We start from the raw sequence: 15,871 nt of genomic DNA, 5'->3' as shown, positions 1-15,871 counted from the left end.
ACTTCCCCGGGTATGCCTACCGGTCGCCGGCCGGGCCCCACACGGTCCGCGCCCGGCGCAGATCGAGTATTCCGGGTGCACCGACGTCGGTGGCCTGAATAGCCATTGTGGCACGCAGTTGCGCGATATCGACGGGTCCGGGCGTATGCCCGAATGGTTCGAAACGCCGGTTGCGCCGCGATTGCGCCACCACCGCATTCACCGGCGGCTCCTCGAAATACATACCGCCCGGATGGGAGACGTAATAGGTGCAGCCGCCGCGCGAGAGCCCGGCCTCCAGATCCACCACGTCGAATACCAGTGGCGCGTCGGGACTGAGCGAGGGGTGCAGTGAGTTCGGCGGCTGCCAGGCCCGATAGCGCACGCCCGCCACCTGCACGTCCTCCTTATCGGTGGACAGCAGCGGTATGGGGAAGCCATTGCAGGTCAGGGCGTATCGGCCGCGGTCCGCACCGACCACCCGGACCTGCAATCGCTCCACCGAGGAGTCGACATAGCGGGCGGTGCCGGTGGCGGCGGTCTGCTCACCCAGGGTGTTCCACGGCTCGATGGCCCCGCGCAGTTCCACTTCCATACCACCGAGTACCACCGTTCCTATCCGGGGAAAACGGAACTCGGAGAACGGTTCGAGCCAGCTGATATCGAATTCGATACCGTGCGAGCGCAGATCGGCCGCGACATCGGCGATATCGGCCATCAGGAAGTGCGGCAGCAGATACCGGCCGTGCAGATTCGCGCCGTGCCGCAGCAGCGGTGCGGTGTAGGGCTCCTCCCAGAACCGCAGCACCAGCGCCCGCACCAGCAGTGACTGCACCATGGCCATGCGGAAGTGCGGCGGCATCTCGAAGCCGCGCAATTCGACCAGGCCGAGGCGGCCGCGCGCGGATTCCGGACTGTACAGCTTGTCGATACAGAATTCGGCGCGATGCGTATTGCCCGTGAGATCGGTCAGCAGATGCCGCAGCGCGCGATCCACTTCCCAAGGGGCCGAAGCCTTCTCACCGGCCTTGCGCCCGCCCGCCAGCCTGGCGATCTCGGCGAAGGCGATCTCCAGCTCGTACAGCGAATCCGCGCGGCCCTCGTCCGCCCTGGGCGCCTGCGAGGTCGGGCCGATGAAACGCCCCGAGAACAGGTACGACAGCGCCGGATGCCGCTGCCAGTAGGTGAGCATGGACACCAGCAGGTCCGGACGCCGCAGCAACGGCGAACGCGCCGGGGTGCGACCGCCGAGCGTGATGTGATTGCCGCCGCCGGTGCCGGAATGCGTGCCGTCGATATCGAAGGATTCGGTGCTGAGGCGGGCCAGGCGAGCCTGCTCGTAAAGCGTGTCGAGAAGTCTCGCCTGGGCCGCGAAACTGCCTGTGGGCTGCACGTTCACCTCGATCACGCCCGGATCGGGGGTGATGGACAGGCTGACCAGGCGGGTGTCGACCGGCGGCGCGTAGCCCTCGAGCACGATCGGCTGCCCGACCGCGACCACCGCGGCCTCGATCCGCCACACCAGGTCATAGAAGGCCTCCAGATCCTGCACGGGCGGCAGGAATAGGAACAGGCGGCCGTTACGGACCTCGGCAACCAGCGCGGTGATGGGCGCGCCATCCGCGGGCTCCACCACGGCGAGGGGTTCGCCGGTGGGTGAGAGCAGCGGTGCGGCAATCGATTCGAGCGGGATCGGCTCCTCCGAGTCATCCTCGGATCGGCCTTCCTCCCACCACAGGAGCTCCTCCCCCGCGTCCGCCTCCAGGCTGGCGAAAACATCCGGAACCCGTTCCGCCGCCCCGGTATCGAACCGCTCGGACGGGCCTGACGACTGCACCTGATGCCCGGCGAGGGGGTCCGCCTCCGGACGGTCCGGCGGCGATTTCCAGGAGATGGAGTGCAGCGGCAAGCGCAGTCCGGCCGGGGAATCGCCTTCGGTCAGGACGATTCGGCCGCGCCGCAGCTGCCAATTCGCACTCCCCCACCCGGAGTCGTCCTCGCGGCGGTACAGCGGGAGCACATAGGCGGCGGGTTCGTCGACGGGATCGTCCAGCCGGGCCAGCATTTCCTTGCGCGCCCGCACCGAATCCTCGTCCGGGGCGAGATCCTCCTCCGGTTCGACCGGTGCGCCCTCCGGCGCACGGGCTTTCGCCGCCATGCGCAATAACGCGTCCTCATAGGCCGGGCGCACCTGCGTCCGAGGCAGGCCGAGGCCGTCCGAGACGTGCTCGATGATCGCCCGCGCGGCCTCACCGTCCGCCCGCCAGGACGATCGGGACGCCGATTCCGGCGGGAGCCAGGGATCGGCCAGGAGTTCCGGGTGATTCCACAGCGGGGTGTCGTCGGCGCGCCAGAGCATTGCTATCTCCCAGCGCGGCAGGACTTCTCCCGGATACCACTTGCCCTGGCGATATTGGGCGAGGCCGCGCGGGGCGTAGATGCGGCGCAGCCGCTGAGCGAGGTCGGCGGCGCGTTCGCGTTTGTGCGCGCCGTCGGCCTCGGTGGTCCATTCCGGGGAGGTCTGGTCGTCGATGGAGACGAAGGTGGGTTCGCCGCCCACGGTGAGGCCGACATCGGCGGCCCGCATGCGAGTGTCCACGCTCGCGCCGATCGCGGTGATGCGCTCCCATTGAATATCGCTGTAGGGCAGCGTGACTCGCGGGTCTTCGTGAATGCGATGCACCGAATTCGAGAACTCGAGGGTGGCGTTCACCGGATCGGTCGCGCCGGTGATCGGCGCGGACGACACCGGATGCGGGGTGGCGGCCAGCGGAATATGACCCTCCCCCGCGAACAGTCCGGACGTGGGATCCAACCCGACCCAGCCCGCCCCGGGCAGGTACACCTCGGTCCAGGCGTGCAGGTCGGTGAAGTCGGCGGGCGGACCGGACGGGCCATCCAGTGAGGGCACGTCCTGCGCCAGCTGAATCAGATAACCGGACACGAACCGTGCGGCCAAACCGTATTCGCGCAGAATCGACACCAGCAGCCAGGCCGAATCCCGGCAGGAGCCGAGCGCGGTATGCAGCGTGTGATCGGGCGACTGCACCCCCGCCTCCATCCGGATCGTGTACCCGACATCCTGGCGCAGCGCGTGATTGAGCGTGACCAGGAAGTCGATGGTCCGCGGATCCCCCTCCACCGGATGCTCCCGCACCCACTCCCGCACCGATTCCCCTGGCCCGGAACCGGATCCGAGCTCATCCACCGGCCGCAGATAGGCCTCCAGATCAGCGGCCAACTCCGGCGTATACGTGAACGGAAAATGCTCCGCGTACTCCTCGACGAAGAAGTCGAACGGATTGATCACATCCAGATCGGCGATCAACCCGACCGTCACGGTCAATTCCTGCGCGGGCTCCGGAAACACCAGGCGTGCAAGGAAATTCCCGAAAGCATCCTGCTGCCAGTTCACGAAGTGGTCCGCGGGCGTCACCCGCATGGAATACGCCTCGATGGCGGTCCGCGTATGCGGCGCGGGCCGCAGCCTGACCACGTGCGGGTGGATCCGCACCGAGTGGTCGAAGGAGTAGGTCGTTCGATGTTCGAGGGAAACCTTGATTCCCATACGTCAAGTGCACCACGCCGGACCCTCGACACGCGGGAGTATTTCGACAGTTCGGACGACACGCGGTGATCTCCCATAGTTGTCGGACGCGGGTGATAGGACGGGAGGGATGGTTCGGGAGGTTTCATGAGCCGGAGGCTTACATGAGCGACTCGGTTTGCTCGTTGTGCGCGGCGGTTTTGGATCACTGTCACGGGACGTTGATCGTGCACGCGGACGGGGCGGTGGAGTGCAGTGCGTTCGAGTGCATCGATTCCGATCATGCGCGGCATGCGTTCGTGGTCGACTGCGGGGACGTGGCGGGCGGGTGCTCCTGCGCGCGGAGTGAGGGCGTGCGTCACGGGCTCACCGGGTAGCAACTAGCCTGGCCGGGTGAGCTACGACCACGTTCTACTGCCCTCCGGTGCCGCCGCGACCACCTCCGAGGTGGACTCGTATCTGATGAGCCAGGATGGGCAGCCGGTGCCGGAGGCCCTGGCCGAGATCGCCGCGGAGCTCAATCGGCTCAATGACAAGCTGCCGGAGGCGGACGCCTTTCTGAGCGACGGGCCGGTCGAGGCCGGGCCCGGATCGGCCTTGCAGGTGGCCAGTCCCTATGACGCCATCGGGCATGTGCGGAACCTGCTGTTCGAGTTGGCGACGCCGCGCGGGTATGCGGTGTACGACCCGCAATTGTTCTGGCTGATCGATCCCGCCGGGCAGGTGCCGGTCGCGGTCTCTCATGGCGGTGCGGGGGACTTCCCTTATCTGACAAAGGAACTCGCGCACAAGTGGGTGCCGGAGCTGGCCGCGCCGGGGCCGTATCTGATTGTCGAGAAGGCGGATGAGATTTACGTCCAGACCTATAGGCATGATGACGGGCATTACGACCTGGAGTATCGGGACGGGTCGGCGGACCGGCATTTCACCGTTTCGCTGAATGATGCGAATCAGGTCGCGGATCTCATCTGGGATTGGGCGAACGGGGATCTCACGCGATTCGATGCGCTGGATTGGCAGAAACTCTCGCTATAAGCGCCGACTGGTCGGTCTCAATATGTGATCGGGCGCATTTCGATTCGGGATATCAAGCCTCAATACACGCTATAACCGCACAGGAAAGCTAACATTTCGCTATTTCCACGCGGTGTACCCCGGCTTGTTCGCGTAACTCACTCCCGAAGCGAGGAGCGATACATGAAGCTACGCCCGAAGATCAGTACCCCGAAGCTGCGCAAAGGCTTGGCGATAGTGGCCGGTCTCGCCGCGACCTTCGCCGTCGCGGTGGCCTTGCACGCCACGGGTGCGGGCGCGGACGTACCCCGCAATAACGACCACATCCCCTGCCCACAGCCGGCGGCGCTCCCAGCACCGCCGACTTGGACGTGACAACTCTCGTGACTCTCAGGGGCTTCGCCCCCGAACCCCCACCACCCTGCGATTACAAAGCGCGGCGGCCGGATAGTGCGCGGCCGAGGGTCAATTCGTCGGCGAATTCCAAGTCGCCACCCATTGGCAGACCCGAGGCGAGTCGCGTGACGGACAGTCCCGGGAAATCGCGGAGCATGCGGACCAGGTAGGTCGCCGTCGCTTCACCCTCGGTGTTCGGGTCGGTGGCGATGATTACCTCGGTGACGTCGATGCCATCTTCCTGGTTTCCGATGCGGGTGAGCAGTTCCCGGATGCGGAGCTGGTCGGGACCGATGCCGGACAAGGGATCGAGTGCGCCGCCGAGTACGTGGTAGCGGCCGCGGAATTCGCGGGTGCGCTCGATGGCCTGCACATCCTTGGGTTCCTCGACCACGCAGATCATGGTGCGGTCGCGGCGCGGGTCGGCGCAGATGCGGCAGAGTTCACCGTCGGACACCGTGCCGCAGACAGCGCAGAATCGCACGCCGTCGCGCACCTTCTGCAATGCCGCTTGCAAGCGGTCGATCTCCGGCGGTTCCACGCCGAGAAGATGAAAAGCGATGCGTTGTGCGCTCTTCGGACCGACACCGGGCAGCTTGCCGAGTTCGTCGATCAAATCCTGAACGGGACCTTCGTACACCTGCGCCTTCCCGGATCAGAAGCCGGGAAGCGCGCCGCCGCCGAGACCGCCCGCGAGCGGTCCCAGTCGGTCGGCGGCCAGCTGCTGGGCGGTGTCCATGGCGTTATTGAGCGCGCCGATGATCAGATCCTGCAGGGTGTCGATGTCCTCCGGATCCACGATCTTCGGATCGATGGTCAGCTCCAGCACCTCGCCGGTGGCCTTGATCTTGGCGCGCACCAGGCCACCGCCCGCCTCGCCCTCGACCTCGGACTCCGCGATCTCCTGCTGTGCGGCCATGACGGCCGCCTGCATCTGCTGGGCCTGAGCCATCAACTGCTGGATATCGAACTCTCCACCGGGCTGCACGGGGTGTGTCCTCTCTGCGGGAATGTGATTCCCGACCAGCCTAGTCGCCCGGCGCGCGGGCGAACCTTGACTCTCCCCCCGCTGGAGGGTGTTCGCTGAGGGCATGACAGCGACAGTGCCGATCGGGGAGTTCTCCCGGCTCAGTTATCTCAGCGTGAAGACGCTGCGGTACTACCACGAGATCGAGCTGCTGGAACCGGCCACGATCGATCCGAGCTCGGGGTACCGGTTCTATTCGACCGCACAGGTGGATCAGGCGCATCTGATCCGGCGGCTGCGGGACCTGAACATGCCGCTGCCCGCGATTCGCGAGGTGCTCGCCGCACCGGATCAGGCAGCGCGGGACAGCGCGATTCGCGTCCATCTGGAACGGATGGAAGCCGAGCTCGCCCGGACCCGGGATGTGGTGGCCTCGCTGCGGTCGCTGCTGACCGTGCCCACGGGCGGAGTCCAGGTCGAATATCGCTCGGTGCCAAGCCTTCCCGTGCTGGCCATGGCCGAGGTGGTAACCCGGGAAGCCTGTGGCGACTGGTGCGAGATCGCCTACCCGAGCCTGTACGAAACCCTGGCCGCCGCCGATCTGACACCGGCCGGACCCGCCGGGGCCACCTACGCGCCGGAGTTCTTCGAGGACGACAAGGGTGAAGTGGTCACCTTCGTGCCGTTCGATCCCCGGTATCGGGAGCGGCTCGCCGAGCGCGGCACCGTACTGGATCTCCCCGCCCGCCGGTTCGCGATCGCCGTGCACAGCGGCGCGTTCACCGACTTCGACCTCACCTACGGCGCATTGGGCAGCCATGTGGCCGAGCACGACACCACGCTCGCGGAGCCGATCCGCGAGATCTACCTGGTCGGACCCGGCGATGCCGAGCCGGCCGATTACCGCACGGAAGTCTGCTGGCCGATCGGCCGGCTCTGAAAAGGAGTAGAACCATGGCTCTCGCCATCGCCCACATCACCTTCGATTGCGCGAATGCGGCCGAGCTGGCCGGATTCTGGGCCCAGCTGCTGGACCGGCCGGTCGATCCGGACGCGAACGAGCAGTTCGCGACCGTCGGCATGAGCGCGCCGCAACGCCCGGCGCTCATGTTCGTTCAGGTTCCCGACAAGACGCCCGGCAAGAATGTCGTGCACCTCGATCTGACCGCCGATGATCTGGCCGCGCAGATCGATCGGGCGGTCGCCCTGGGCGCCAAGCACATCGCCGACTTCGACGAGTACGGCGCCGTCTGGGCGACCCTGTCCGATCCCGAGGGAAACCTCTTCGATATCGCTGTCGACTCGGAATAGCCCGAAAGACTAGGCGAGCTCTTTCTTCAGGTTCTCGAGCACCTCGGCCTGGATCTTCTTCAGGCCGAGCGGCGCGAAGATGCCCTCGAAGATGCCGCCGATACCGCCGGCGCCCTTCCAGCTGGTGCGCACGGTGACCAGCGCGCCGCTGCCGGACGGCGTGACCGTCCAGGTGGTGACCATGGAGGAGTTCGAATCGCGTTCGGTCACCATGGAATCCGACACCGACACCGTCGCGGACACATTCCGGGACCGGCTCTCGGTGGCTTGCAGCGTCCACTCCGCCACGGTGCCCGTGCCCTTGCCGCCCTGGACCACCTTGTAGTCGCGGTAGTGCGAGGAGAGGATGCGCGGCCGCACCGCTTCGTAGTCCGCGATCGCGTCGAGGGTCCGCTTCGGATCTGCCGTCACCACGATCGAACTGGAGGCGCTGACCTGTCCCACCATGTGCTCCTTACTGATTGCACCCATTTACCGGCTCCACCCTGTCGCCGCCCGGTCATGCTACGCCGCGTTCGCGTCCGTCCGGATTCATCCGGTGCCCGCGCGGGCGTCCACCTATCGTGGAGTGATCAGGCGGGGAGGACTCGGGGCGGCGATGAAGCACTTCGCGAAGTGGTTGCAGGTCAATATCGATGGCATCGGGATCGTGCTCATCGCGATCACGGTCGCGATGCTGGCGATCCTCGACGTTCTCGGCTCGGATCAGATCGCCGCGGCGACGCTCGCGGTGCTGGCCCTGGTCGCCGCGACGATTCTGCGGGAGCGGCACGGTCTCTCCCGCGCGGTGCGCGACACTACCGCGGTCCGGCTGCTGTACGGGCCGGAGATCGCCGAGGCGCACACCATGGCGCGCCGCGATACCGACAAGTGGTGCCGCAAGGGCGGAACCGGGACCTACCTGCGCGCGGTGACCCTGCCCGAACTGTTCAACAAGGCCCGCCGCGAGCAGCGCACGGTGCGGCTCCAAGTCGAGATCCTCGATCCGACCAATGAACAGCGCTGCCAGGACGACGCGCACTATCGCTCCACCGTGATCTCACACGGCGGCGCGAGTGGCCCGCAATGGACCGTCGATCGCATCCGCAAGCAGTCCTTCGCCACCGTGCTGGCCGCCTGCTGGTACCGGCAGCAGAGCGATTTCCTGCTCATCGAGATCGCCCTGGCCTCGACCTCCACCACCTACCGCTGGGATCTGTCCGACAGCTGCGTCATCATGACCCAGCGCTATCCGGTCAGCCCGGCCCTGCTGTTCGAACGCGGAAAACCGCACTACCAGGACCTGACTCGCGAATTGGCGCGCAGCTTCAAACAGGCGCGGCCCCTGGCGATCGGCCGCGACGATGAACCGCTCCTGGCCGCGGAACCGACGGTCGAACAGATCCGCCAGCTCTTCGAGCATCTGCGCCTGCCCCTGCCTGGCACTTATACCGATCGGGACATCGTCGATATCGCGCGCTTCGCACTGCGCGCCGACGATCCCTTCAGCCGGTGATCAACAGCCCCGCGACGGCAAGGCCGGTCCCGCTCACGGCGAGCACCAACCCGGTCAGCACGAACTTCCGCATCGGAATCCGCACCGCATGCGTCCGGCAGAACTCCAGGCACAACAGGGTGGCCAGCGAGGCCCACGGCGTCACCACCGGCCCGACATTCGTCCCGATCAGCAAGGCCAGCAGTTGATTCCGCTCGCCCGTGGGAATCACCGCCTCCCCGGCGGTATAGGCGGGCAGGTTGTTCACGACATTGGACAGCCCCGCGCCCGCGGCCGCCGCCCGGAACGCACCCCACGCACCGGAGTCGTCCCCGATGAGCCCGTGCATCACATCCGAAAGCCCATACCGGCTCAGTGTGGGAACCACCAGGAACAGACCGGCCACGAAAACCAGCAGCTGCCAGGGCAATAGCGAGAAACGCAGCGCGGACCGGTCGAGCACCGCGAAGGCGGCCACCACCAGCACCGCGGCTCCCAGGGCGGCGTACCCGATGCTGTCCCCCACGAAGGGAATCGCGGCGACGAAGAGCACGCAGGCACCCGCGCTCGTGTACAGCAATATTCGCTCGCGACCATCGGCCGGGCGCACCGGCTCGGGCACGTCGTACCGCTCGGCTCCCCGCTGCGAGCGCCGCCAGTACCAGCACCACAGGCAGATCATGGTGACGAGAATCGAAAGCAGCTGCGGCAGCCACATTCTGGCCGCGAACCCGGTGGCATCGAGCGCGACCCGATCCGCCGCGAGCAGGTTGGTGAGATTCGACACCGGCAACAACAGACTCGCCGTATTCGCCAGCCACAGCGTGGTCATGGCCAAGGGGATCGGCGCGATCCGCGCGGGCCCGGCCAGCGCCAGCATCACCGGCGTCAGCAACACCGCGGTCGTGTCCAGATTGAGCACCGTGGTCGTGGTCGACGCGAACAACACGCACAGCAGAAACAGCGCCACATAGTTCCCACCGGCGATGATCGCCAGCCGATGCGCGATCACGTCGAAAACCTTCGCCCGCCGAGTCAACTCGGCCAGCACGATCACGCTCCCCAGGAACAGCAGCAGCGGCGCGATCCGGCGCATATTGTCCGCGGCCTCGGCCCGGGGCAGCCAACCGGTTGCCACACACAGCAACCCGGCCGCCAGCAGCCCCAATCGCACAGCGTCGAGGACGCTCACCCTCCTCAGCTGTTCTCGCACTCGATCATGATCTCGCACATCGGAACCCAGGGATCGTTCGACGGCGTAATAATTATGGGGTGACACTGGCGGGAGGGCGGCGGTCGCGGGATTGCTTCATGAGCTATTCCCCGGCCGACGAGCGGTGGTCGACCTGGTTGGCCTGGCAGTTGGAGACCGCGGGATATCGGACGCTGCTATCGGCGTGGGACTTCGCGCCCGAGATGGACTTCGACGATTTCGTCTCGCGAGGCGTGCGGCAGTGCACGATCGTGGTCGCGGTGCTGTCGCGCACCTATATGGCGGCCCGGTACGCGAACGGGGAATGGCAGGCGGCCCTGGATGCCGGGGCGGCGAAGGTGCTCGCGGTCCGGATCGACGACTGCCCGCTGGAGTGGCTGCCCGCCGGGGTGACCGTGCTCGACCTGGCGGACGTGCGCGACGAGGACGAGGTGCGCAGCCGATTCCTGGACGGCGCGGCCCAGGTCGGTGCGGACCGGCCCGCATCGGGCGGCGATCCCCACTCCGCCACAGGCAGTTTCACGAGCAGGCGACGCCGCCCCCTGACCGCGCCGGACTTTCCGGGCAATCCACTGCCGGACCGGCCGCGCACCTCGGTGTCGATACTCCATGTGGCGGGCCCCCGGTTCGGGCGTACCGCGCCCGTCCTGCGAACCTCCGACTATCCGGAGGACGAACCGGTCGATCCGGAGGAATTGCAGGCCAGAATATTCGGCGCGGTCCAGGAACTGATCGATCAGGACGTACCGCCGCCGGACTTGCTGGTGGTGAGCGGCGATCTCACCGAATCCGCGCGCCCCTCCGAATTCCGCAGCGCCCTCTCCTTTCTCGGCGGCCTGCGGACGCTGCTGCGGCTCGGCCCAGATCGGCTGATCGTCGTCCCCGGCAATCACGATGTCTCCACGGCCGCGTGCGCCGCGTACTTCTCCGACTGCGAGGCCAATGAGCGGCGGCCGCAGCACCCGCACTTCCCCAAGCTCGCCCAATTCACGCGCATGTTCGACGAGCTCTACCGCGGCCTGGATCCGCTGGTATTCGCCGCCGGGCAACCGTGGACCCTGTTCCCGATTCCCGAATTGCGGGTGGTCGTCGCGGGTTTGAACTCGACCATGGACATGACCCATCTGCCCGACACGAATTACGGCCAGGTGGGCACCCCGCAGGCGACCTGGTTCGCCACCCAGCTGCGCGAACGCGAACGACAGCGCTGGCTGCGGGTGGGCGTGGTCCGCCACGATCCGCTCCCCGGCGACAGCACCTCACCCGACGATCCCGACCTGCTCCGCGATACGTCCGTGGTCACCCGGCACCTGGACACCCGGCTCAATCTGCTGCTGCACGGGCCGGGTCCGGGCGGCACCCATGCCGGGCAGCTGGGAAACAACCTGCTGGTCCTGCCCGCCGCCGGTCCTGGGCGGGCCGAGCTCATCCACATCACCGCCACCGAACTGACCCGCTACCCGTGCGATGAAACCGTGGGCAGGCCGATCACGCTGACACCCACGTTCGTGAATTGCGAAGCGGCGCTGGGAGATCAGTCACCGCAGGCCCCGCCGCCGAGCATCGAGGTACCCGACGATGATCCCTGGGCGAAACCCGCGGCCGAGGAGGAACCACCCGCCCGCGTCCGCTCACCGCACGAGAAGCTGCTGGAGCGGGTCGCCGAGATCTGCGAAATCCGGTATCCCACAGCCAATATCCGCAAGATCGACGCCGAGCCGCCGTATCTGCTGATCACGGTCCGGGAGGGCCAGGTCATCGATCAGTCGCAGATCGGCGCGCACGCCGGTGAGGTGACCCGGCAGGTGCTGGACCAATTCCAGGCCCAGCAGCCGGAATCCGGCTCGATCCTGGTGTACAGCGGGCCACCGCCCGCCCGCGGCCTGCGCGAGGAGGCGGCCGCCGACGGCGTGCAGGTGCGCAGCTTCACCGACTTCCAAGGGTTGCTGGATCTGCACGAGTACCTGCGCAAGCAGTCGGCGCGGCTGCGCGAGGATCCGCGCTACCCACCCGATCTGTATGTGCCGCAGCGCTTCCGAGTCTTGGAGGAAGGTTCCAAGGAGGTCCGCGACCAGCTCGTCGACGAGCTGATGGACCTGGTCACCTCCGACTCCGGAAAGTTCGTGCTGCTGCTGGGCGACTTCGGGCGGGGCAAGACCTTCGCGCTGCGCGAGCTGGCCCGCCGGATCGGCCAGACCGCCCCCACCCTCATACCGATCTTCATCGAATTGCGCACCCTGGACCGCACCCGATCGGTCGACACCCTGGTCGCCGCGCACCTGGTCAATCACGGTGAGGAACGCATCGACCTCGGCGCGCTCAACTACATGCTCGAGCAGGGCCGAGTCGTGCTGCTGTTCGACGGCTTCGACGAACTGCTCACCAAGCTCAGCTACGACAGCGCCGCCACCCACATGAGCACGCTGTTGCAGGCGGCGCGCGGCAAGGCGAAGGTCGTGGTCGCCGCGCGCACCCAGCATTTCCAGTCCGGCGATCAGGTGTCGAGCGCACTCGGCAAGCGCTTCGATATGCCCCCGGGCCGACACATCCTGAATATCGAGGACTTCACCACCGACCAGGTCCGCGCCTTCCTGGTCAACCGGTATCACGACGATGCCGCCGCGGCCGATGACCGGATGCGCCTGCTGCGCGGCATTCCGGACCTCCTCGAAATGGCCCGCAATCCGCGCATGCTCAGCTTCATCGCGAATCTGGACGAGCAGCGCCTGCGGGCGGCGGCCGGAGCCCAGCGCATTATCGGCCCGACGCGGCTCTACCAGGAGATCCTCACCGCATGGCTGACCTATGAGACCGACCGCTCCCCCGAACAGACGAGTTCGCTACCGGGTCTGAGTTTCGACGAATTGCAGCATGCGGTGACCGCCTTCGCGCTGCGAGTGTGGGAAGCGGGCGAACCGTACCTGCGCATGGACGAATTGACCGAGGTCGCACGCACACTCGTCGAACCGGATGATCTCAGCCGACTCACCGTGCCGCAGTACGCGCACGCGCTCGGCTCGCGCAGCCTGGTCGTGCGCACCGAGGACAATCTGTTCGGATTCATCCATCCGTCGGTCACCGAATGGCTGGTGGCCCGGCAGGTGGCCGCCGAGTTGGACGACCAGATCACCGCGCCCGCACCCCTCGCCCAGGCGGCGCTGAGCCCGCTCGGCGTCGAATTCCTCTGCGATCTGGCCGATATCGCGAGGCTGCGGGTCTGGGCCGAGCAGGCCATCGCCGATCGGGACGGCCACGAGATCGCCCGCCTGAACGCCTCGCGCATCGCCGCCCGGCTGCGGATCACGATCGACACCGACCTGCGCGGCGCGACACTGTCCGGGGAGGACCTGTCCTTCCGCAACCTCCAGCAGGTCGATCTCACCGACGCCGATCTCAGCGGCGCGCGGCTGACCGGCGCGGTCCTGGACGGGGCGGTCCTGCGCGGCACCCGGCTCGTCGGCGCGTACCTGGATCAGGCGTCCCTGATCGGCGCGGACCTGCGCGACGCGGATCTCACCGAGGCCAAACTCATCGGCGCGAACCTGCAACACGCCGACCTGCGCGGCACGAGACTGCATCGCGCACAACTGGATCGGGCCTCCGTCGCGGGAGCCGATCTGCGCCAGGCGGATATGACCGCCGCCCGCTTCGCCCGCGCCGATCTCACCGGGGCGCGCGGCGAGGGCAGCCGCTGGACCCGGGCCGCGATTCTCGACGTCACCGGCCTGCCCACCGGCACCGATCTGGCGGGCTCGGCGCGCGTGCCCGGCACCCCGCCCGATACCGAATTCGCGCCCGCCGCAATCGGTGTCACCTATGGCGTCGACACCCAGCTCGGCCGCCTGCCGCGACCGCTGGCCTACAGTCCGGACGGCGGAGCCATCGCCATCGGCTGCGATTACGGCGCGGTCGTCATCTACGGCACCGAGACCGGGCGGACCCTGCGCACCCTGCAAGGTCATCGGGCCCGCACCTTCGCCGTCTCCTTCACCGAGCAGGTGGTGGTCAGCGGATCGGCCGACGGCACCGTCCGGATCTGGGACGCCACCACGGGCGAGGTCCGAAAGATCCTGTCCGATCACGACCAATGGCCCTGGCCCCTGGAGGTGAACGCCTCCGGCGACCTCCTCGCCACCGGTGACGCCTCCGGCACGCTGCGCCTGCGCTCGCTTCCGGACGGCCTGAACCGGCACGAGTTCCCGCCGCCGGGCGGGCGCAGGCAGCGCATCTTCGCCATCGCCTTCGACGGCGACCGCGTCGCGGCCGCCTACCACGACGGCACCGTCCGCATCTGGGAAGTGCACACCGGCACCGCCGTCGGCACCTTCCAGGCCGCGGACGGCCCACTGCGCCGCCTCGTCTGGGATCCCACCGGGACGCTGCTGGCGGTGGGCGGCGCGAATGGCGAACTGGGACTGTGGGATTCCGCCACTTGCCGCCTGATCCGCATGCTGCCCGGGCATCGGGGCCGGGTGCACACCCTGGCCTTCCATCCCGGCGAACCGATCCTGGCCAGCGGCGACACCTCCGGCAATATCATGCTGTGGGATACCGGCACCGGAGCCTTGCTGCGCCGCTGCGAGGAACACGGGGCCGCGCCCATCCATTGGGTGAGCTTCGATCCGTCCGGTGAGCTGCTGGCGACCGGCGACAGCGCGGGAGTCTTGTTCGTGCGGAACGGCCGCACCGGCGCGCCCCGGCATCGCCTGATCGGGCACGCCGCCTCGCTGTGGCCGTTCGTCTTCCGGCCGGACGGCGGTCAATTGGCCGTCGCCGACGACCAATTCGCCCTGCGCCTCTGGGATCCGGTCGGCGGCACCTGTTCGCACATTCTGTCCGGCCACGGCCGCCATGTCCGGGCGGTCTCGTTCAATGCCGATGGCACCAAGCTCGCCGCGGTCGGCAATGATCACACTGTCCGCCTGTGGAATTCGACCACGGGACGGCTCATCGAACGCCTGCGCGGCAGCACGGACGGCCTGGTCACCCTCGAATCGGCCGCTTTCAATCCGGATCAGCCCAATCAGCTGACCACGGTCGGCAGCAATGGCCGTTTGAATGTGCTCGATGTGGACGCCGGGGCGCTCGAGCGCCGGATCAGCGTGAATGCCGCACCCATCTGGGCGCTCACCTACGACCCGACCGGGCGCTACCTCGCCACCGCCAATGACGATGACACCGTCGCCATCTGGACCCGCAATACCGGCGGCCTGCACGCCCTCTTCCCCGACCACCGGGGCCGCACCCGATCCATCGCGTTCAGCGCAGACGGCACCCGCATGGCCACCGGCTGCGATGACGGCGATATCCGGGTGTGGGAGGTGGACTCCGGTGCGCTGCTCGCCACCCTGTCCGATCACTCGCATCGCCCCTCCGCACAGGAGAAGCGGGTGTACGGCGTGGTCTTCCACGGCGACCGGGTGGCGGGCGTGTCTTGGGACGGCAAGGTCCGGATCTGGAACGTCGGGGGCGGCGAACCGCTGCATCGGCTGACCCAGCATCGCGGCAAACTCTGGTGTGCCGCAGTCGAACCGAGGACGGGCATGCTCGCCACCGCGGGTGATGATCGAGTGATCCACCTGTGGGACATCGCCTCCGGGCGGCACCTGCACACGCTGACCGGTCATCGAAATCGGGTGCGGTCATTGGCCTTCGATCCGGCGGGCGGTCGGCTGGCCAGCGGCGGCAATGACGGTTGCGTGATGGTGTGGTCGATCGGCGAGCCCGGACCCGCACCGGTGCTGCAGGCGACGCTGCTCGGGCTGCCGGAGGGCTGGGTGGCCTGCGCGCCGGATGGGCGATACAAGGCCGAGGGCCTGACCGGCGGCCAGTTCTGGCATGTGATCGGCATGTGCCGGTTCGAGGCGGGCGAGCTCAATCCCTATCTGCCGCAGATTCGGCAGATAGGACTCGATGACCCGTTGTGAAGAGCATTAACCTAATCGTTAGCTGAAGTAACAATCATCACGA

General features: G+C 67.4%; 11 protein-coding genes. 6 read left to right on the top strand and 5 right to left on the bottom strand.

Annotation, left to right across the window (positions count from 1 at the left end):
• Nucleotides 1–16: 16 nt before the first annotated feature.
• The gene (locus AB0N05_RS28175; protein ID WP_364699239.1) at nt 17–3,547 is read right to left on the bottom strand and encodes a transglutaminase family protein; all 3,531 of its coding nucleotides are present in this window, start codon (nt 3,545–3,547) and stop codon (nt 17–19) included.
• 372 nt (nt 3,548–3,919) lie between these two features.
• On the opposite strand from AB0N05_RS28175, the gene AB0N05_RS28170 reads away from it, so the two are divergent.
• Nucleotides 3,920–4,561: a hypothetical protein gene (locus tag AB0N05_RS28170; protein ID WP_364699237.1), complete on the top strand. Its 642-nt coding sequence runs from the start codon at nt 3,920–3,922 to the stop codon at nt 4,559–4,561.
• A gap of 162 nt (nt 4,562–4,723) precedes the next feature.
• Complete coding sequence (locus AB0N05_RS28165) at nt 4,724–4,915, top strand: hypothetical protein (RefSeq protein ID WP_364699235.1); 192 nt, start codon at nt 4,724–4,726, stop codon at nt 4,913–4,915.
• Nucleotides 4,916–4,967: 52 nt separating this feature from the next.
• Here the strand turns inward: AB0N05_RS28165 and recR are convergent, their stop codons facing one another.
• Nucleotides 4,968–5,576, bottom strand: a complete 609-nt coding sequence (gene recR / locus AB0N05_RS28160) for a recombination mediator RecR (RefSeq protein ID WP_364699233.1) — start codon at nt 5,574–5,576, stop codon at nt 4,968–4,970.
• 15 nt (nt 5,577–5,591) lie between these two features.
• Nucleotides 5,592–5,924 (bottom strand): YbaB/EbfC family nucleoid-associated protein, encoded by a 333-nt coding sequence (locus AB0N05_RS28155; RefSeq protein ID WP_364699231.1) that lies wholly within the window; start codon nt 5,922–5,924, stop codon nt 5,592–5,594.
• Between the two features lie 103 nt (nt 5,925–6,027).
• On the opposite strand from AB0N05_RS28155, the gene AB0N05_RS28150 reads away from it, so the two are divergent.
• Entirely contained in the window at nt 6,028–6,843 is an 816-nt protein-coding gene (locus AB0N05_RS28150; RefSeq protein ID WP_364699229.1) for a MerR family transcriptional regulator, read from the top strand.
• A gap of 14 nt (nt 6,844–6,857) precedes the next feature.
• Nucleotides 6,858–7,214, top strand: coding sequence for a VOC family protein (locus AB0N05_RS28145; protein WP_364699227.1), 357 nt, complete (start codon nt 6,858–6,860; stop codon nt 7,212–7,214).
• Nucleotides 7,215–7,223: 9 nt separating this feature from the next.
• On the opposite strand, the gene AB0N05_RS28140 is transcribed toward AB0N05_RS28145, so the two are convergent.
• Nucleotides 7,224–7,658: an SRPBCC family protein gene (locus tag AB0N05_RS28140; protein WP_364700062.1), complete on the bottom strand. Its 435-nt coding sequence runs from the start codon at nt 7,656–7,658 to the stop codon at nt 7,224–7,226.
• A 154-nt stretch (nt 7,659–7,812) separates the two neighbouring features.
• Between AB0N05_RS28140 and AB0N05_RS28135 the strand changes: the two genes are divergently transcribed.
• Entirely contained in the window at nt 7,813–8,709 is an 897-nt protein-coding gene (locus AB0N05_RS28135) for a hypothetical protein (RefSeq protein WP_364699225.1), read from the top strand.
• Here the strand turns inward: AB0N05_RS28135 and AB0N05_RS28130 are convergent.
• Complete coding sequence (locus AB0N05_RS28130) at nt 8,699–9,901, bottom strand: SLC13 family permease (protein WP_364699224.1); 1,203 nt, start codon at nt 9,899–9,901, stop codon at nt 8,699–8,701. The genes AB0N05_RS28135 and AB0N05_RS28130 overlap by 11 nt on opposite strands.
• A 98-nt stretch (nt 9,902–9,999) precedes the next feature.
• Between AB0N05_RS28130 and AB0N05_RS28125 the strand changes: the two genes are divergently transcribed.
• The gene (locus tag AB0N05_RS28125; RefSeq protein WP_364699223.1) at nt 10,000–15,828 is read left to right on the top strand and encodes a pentapeptide repeat-containing protein; all 5,829 of its coding nucleotides are present in this window, start codon (nt 10,000–10,002) and stop codon (nt 15,826–15,828) included.
• Nucleotides 15,829–15,871: the final 43 nt, after the last annotated feature.

The organism is Nocardia sp. NPDC051030 (assembly GCF_040683015.1).
Classification (GTDB): domain Bacteria; phylum Actinomycetota; class Actinomycetes; order Mycobacteriales; family Mycobacteriaceae; genus Nocardia.
This window is presented reverse-complemented; position numbering and strand designations above follow the sequence as displayed.

What these genes read in the sequence shown, in the direction of transcription:
- AB0N05_RS28135 (WP_364699225.1), top strand. Translation starts at nt 7,813, where the DNA reads ATGAAGCACTTCGCGAAGTGGTTGCAGGTCAATATCGATGGCATCGGG.
- AB0N05_RS28145 (WP_364699227.1), top strand. Translation starts at nt 6,858, where the DNA reads ATGGCTCTCGCCATCGCCCACATCACCTTCGATTGCGCGAATGCGGCC.
- AB0N05_RS28150 (WP_364699229.1), top strand. Translation starts at nt 6,028, where the DNA reads ATGACAGCGACAGTGCCGATCGGGGAGTTCTCCCGGCTCAGTTATCTC.
- AB0N05_RS28165 (WP_364699235.1), top strand. Translation starts at nt 4,724, where the DNA reads ATGAAGCTACGCCCGAAGATCAGTACCCCGAAGCTGCGCAAAGGCTTG.
- AB0N05_RS28125 (WP_364699223.1), top strand. Translation starts at nt 10,000, where the DNA reads ATGAGCTATTCCCCGGCCGACGAGCGGTGGTCGACCTGGTTGGCCTGG.
- AB0N05_RS28175 (WP_364699239.1), bottom strand. Translation starts at nt 3,547, where the DNA reads ATGGGAATCAAGGTTTCCCTCGAACATCGAACGACCTACTCCTTCGAC.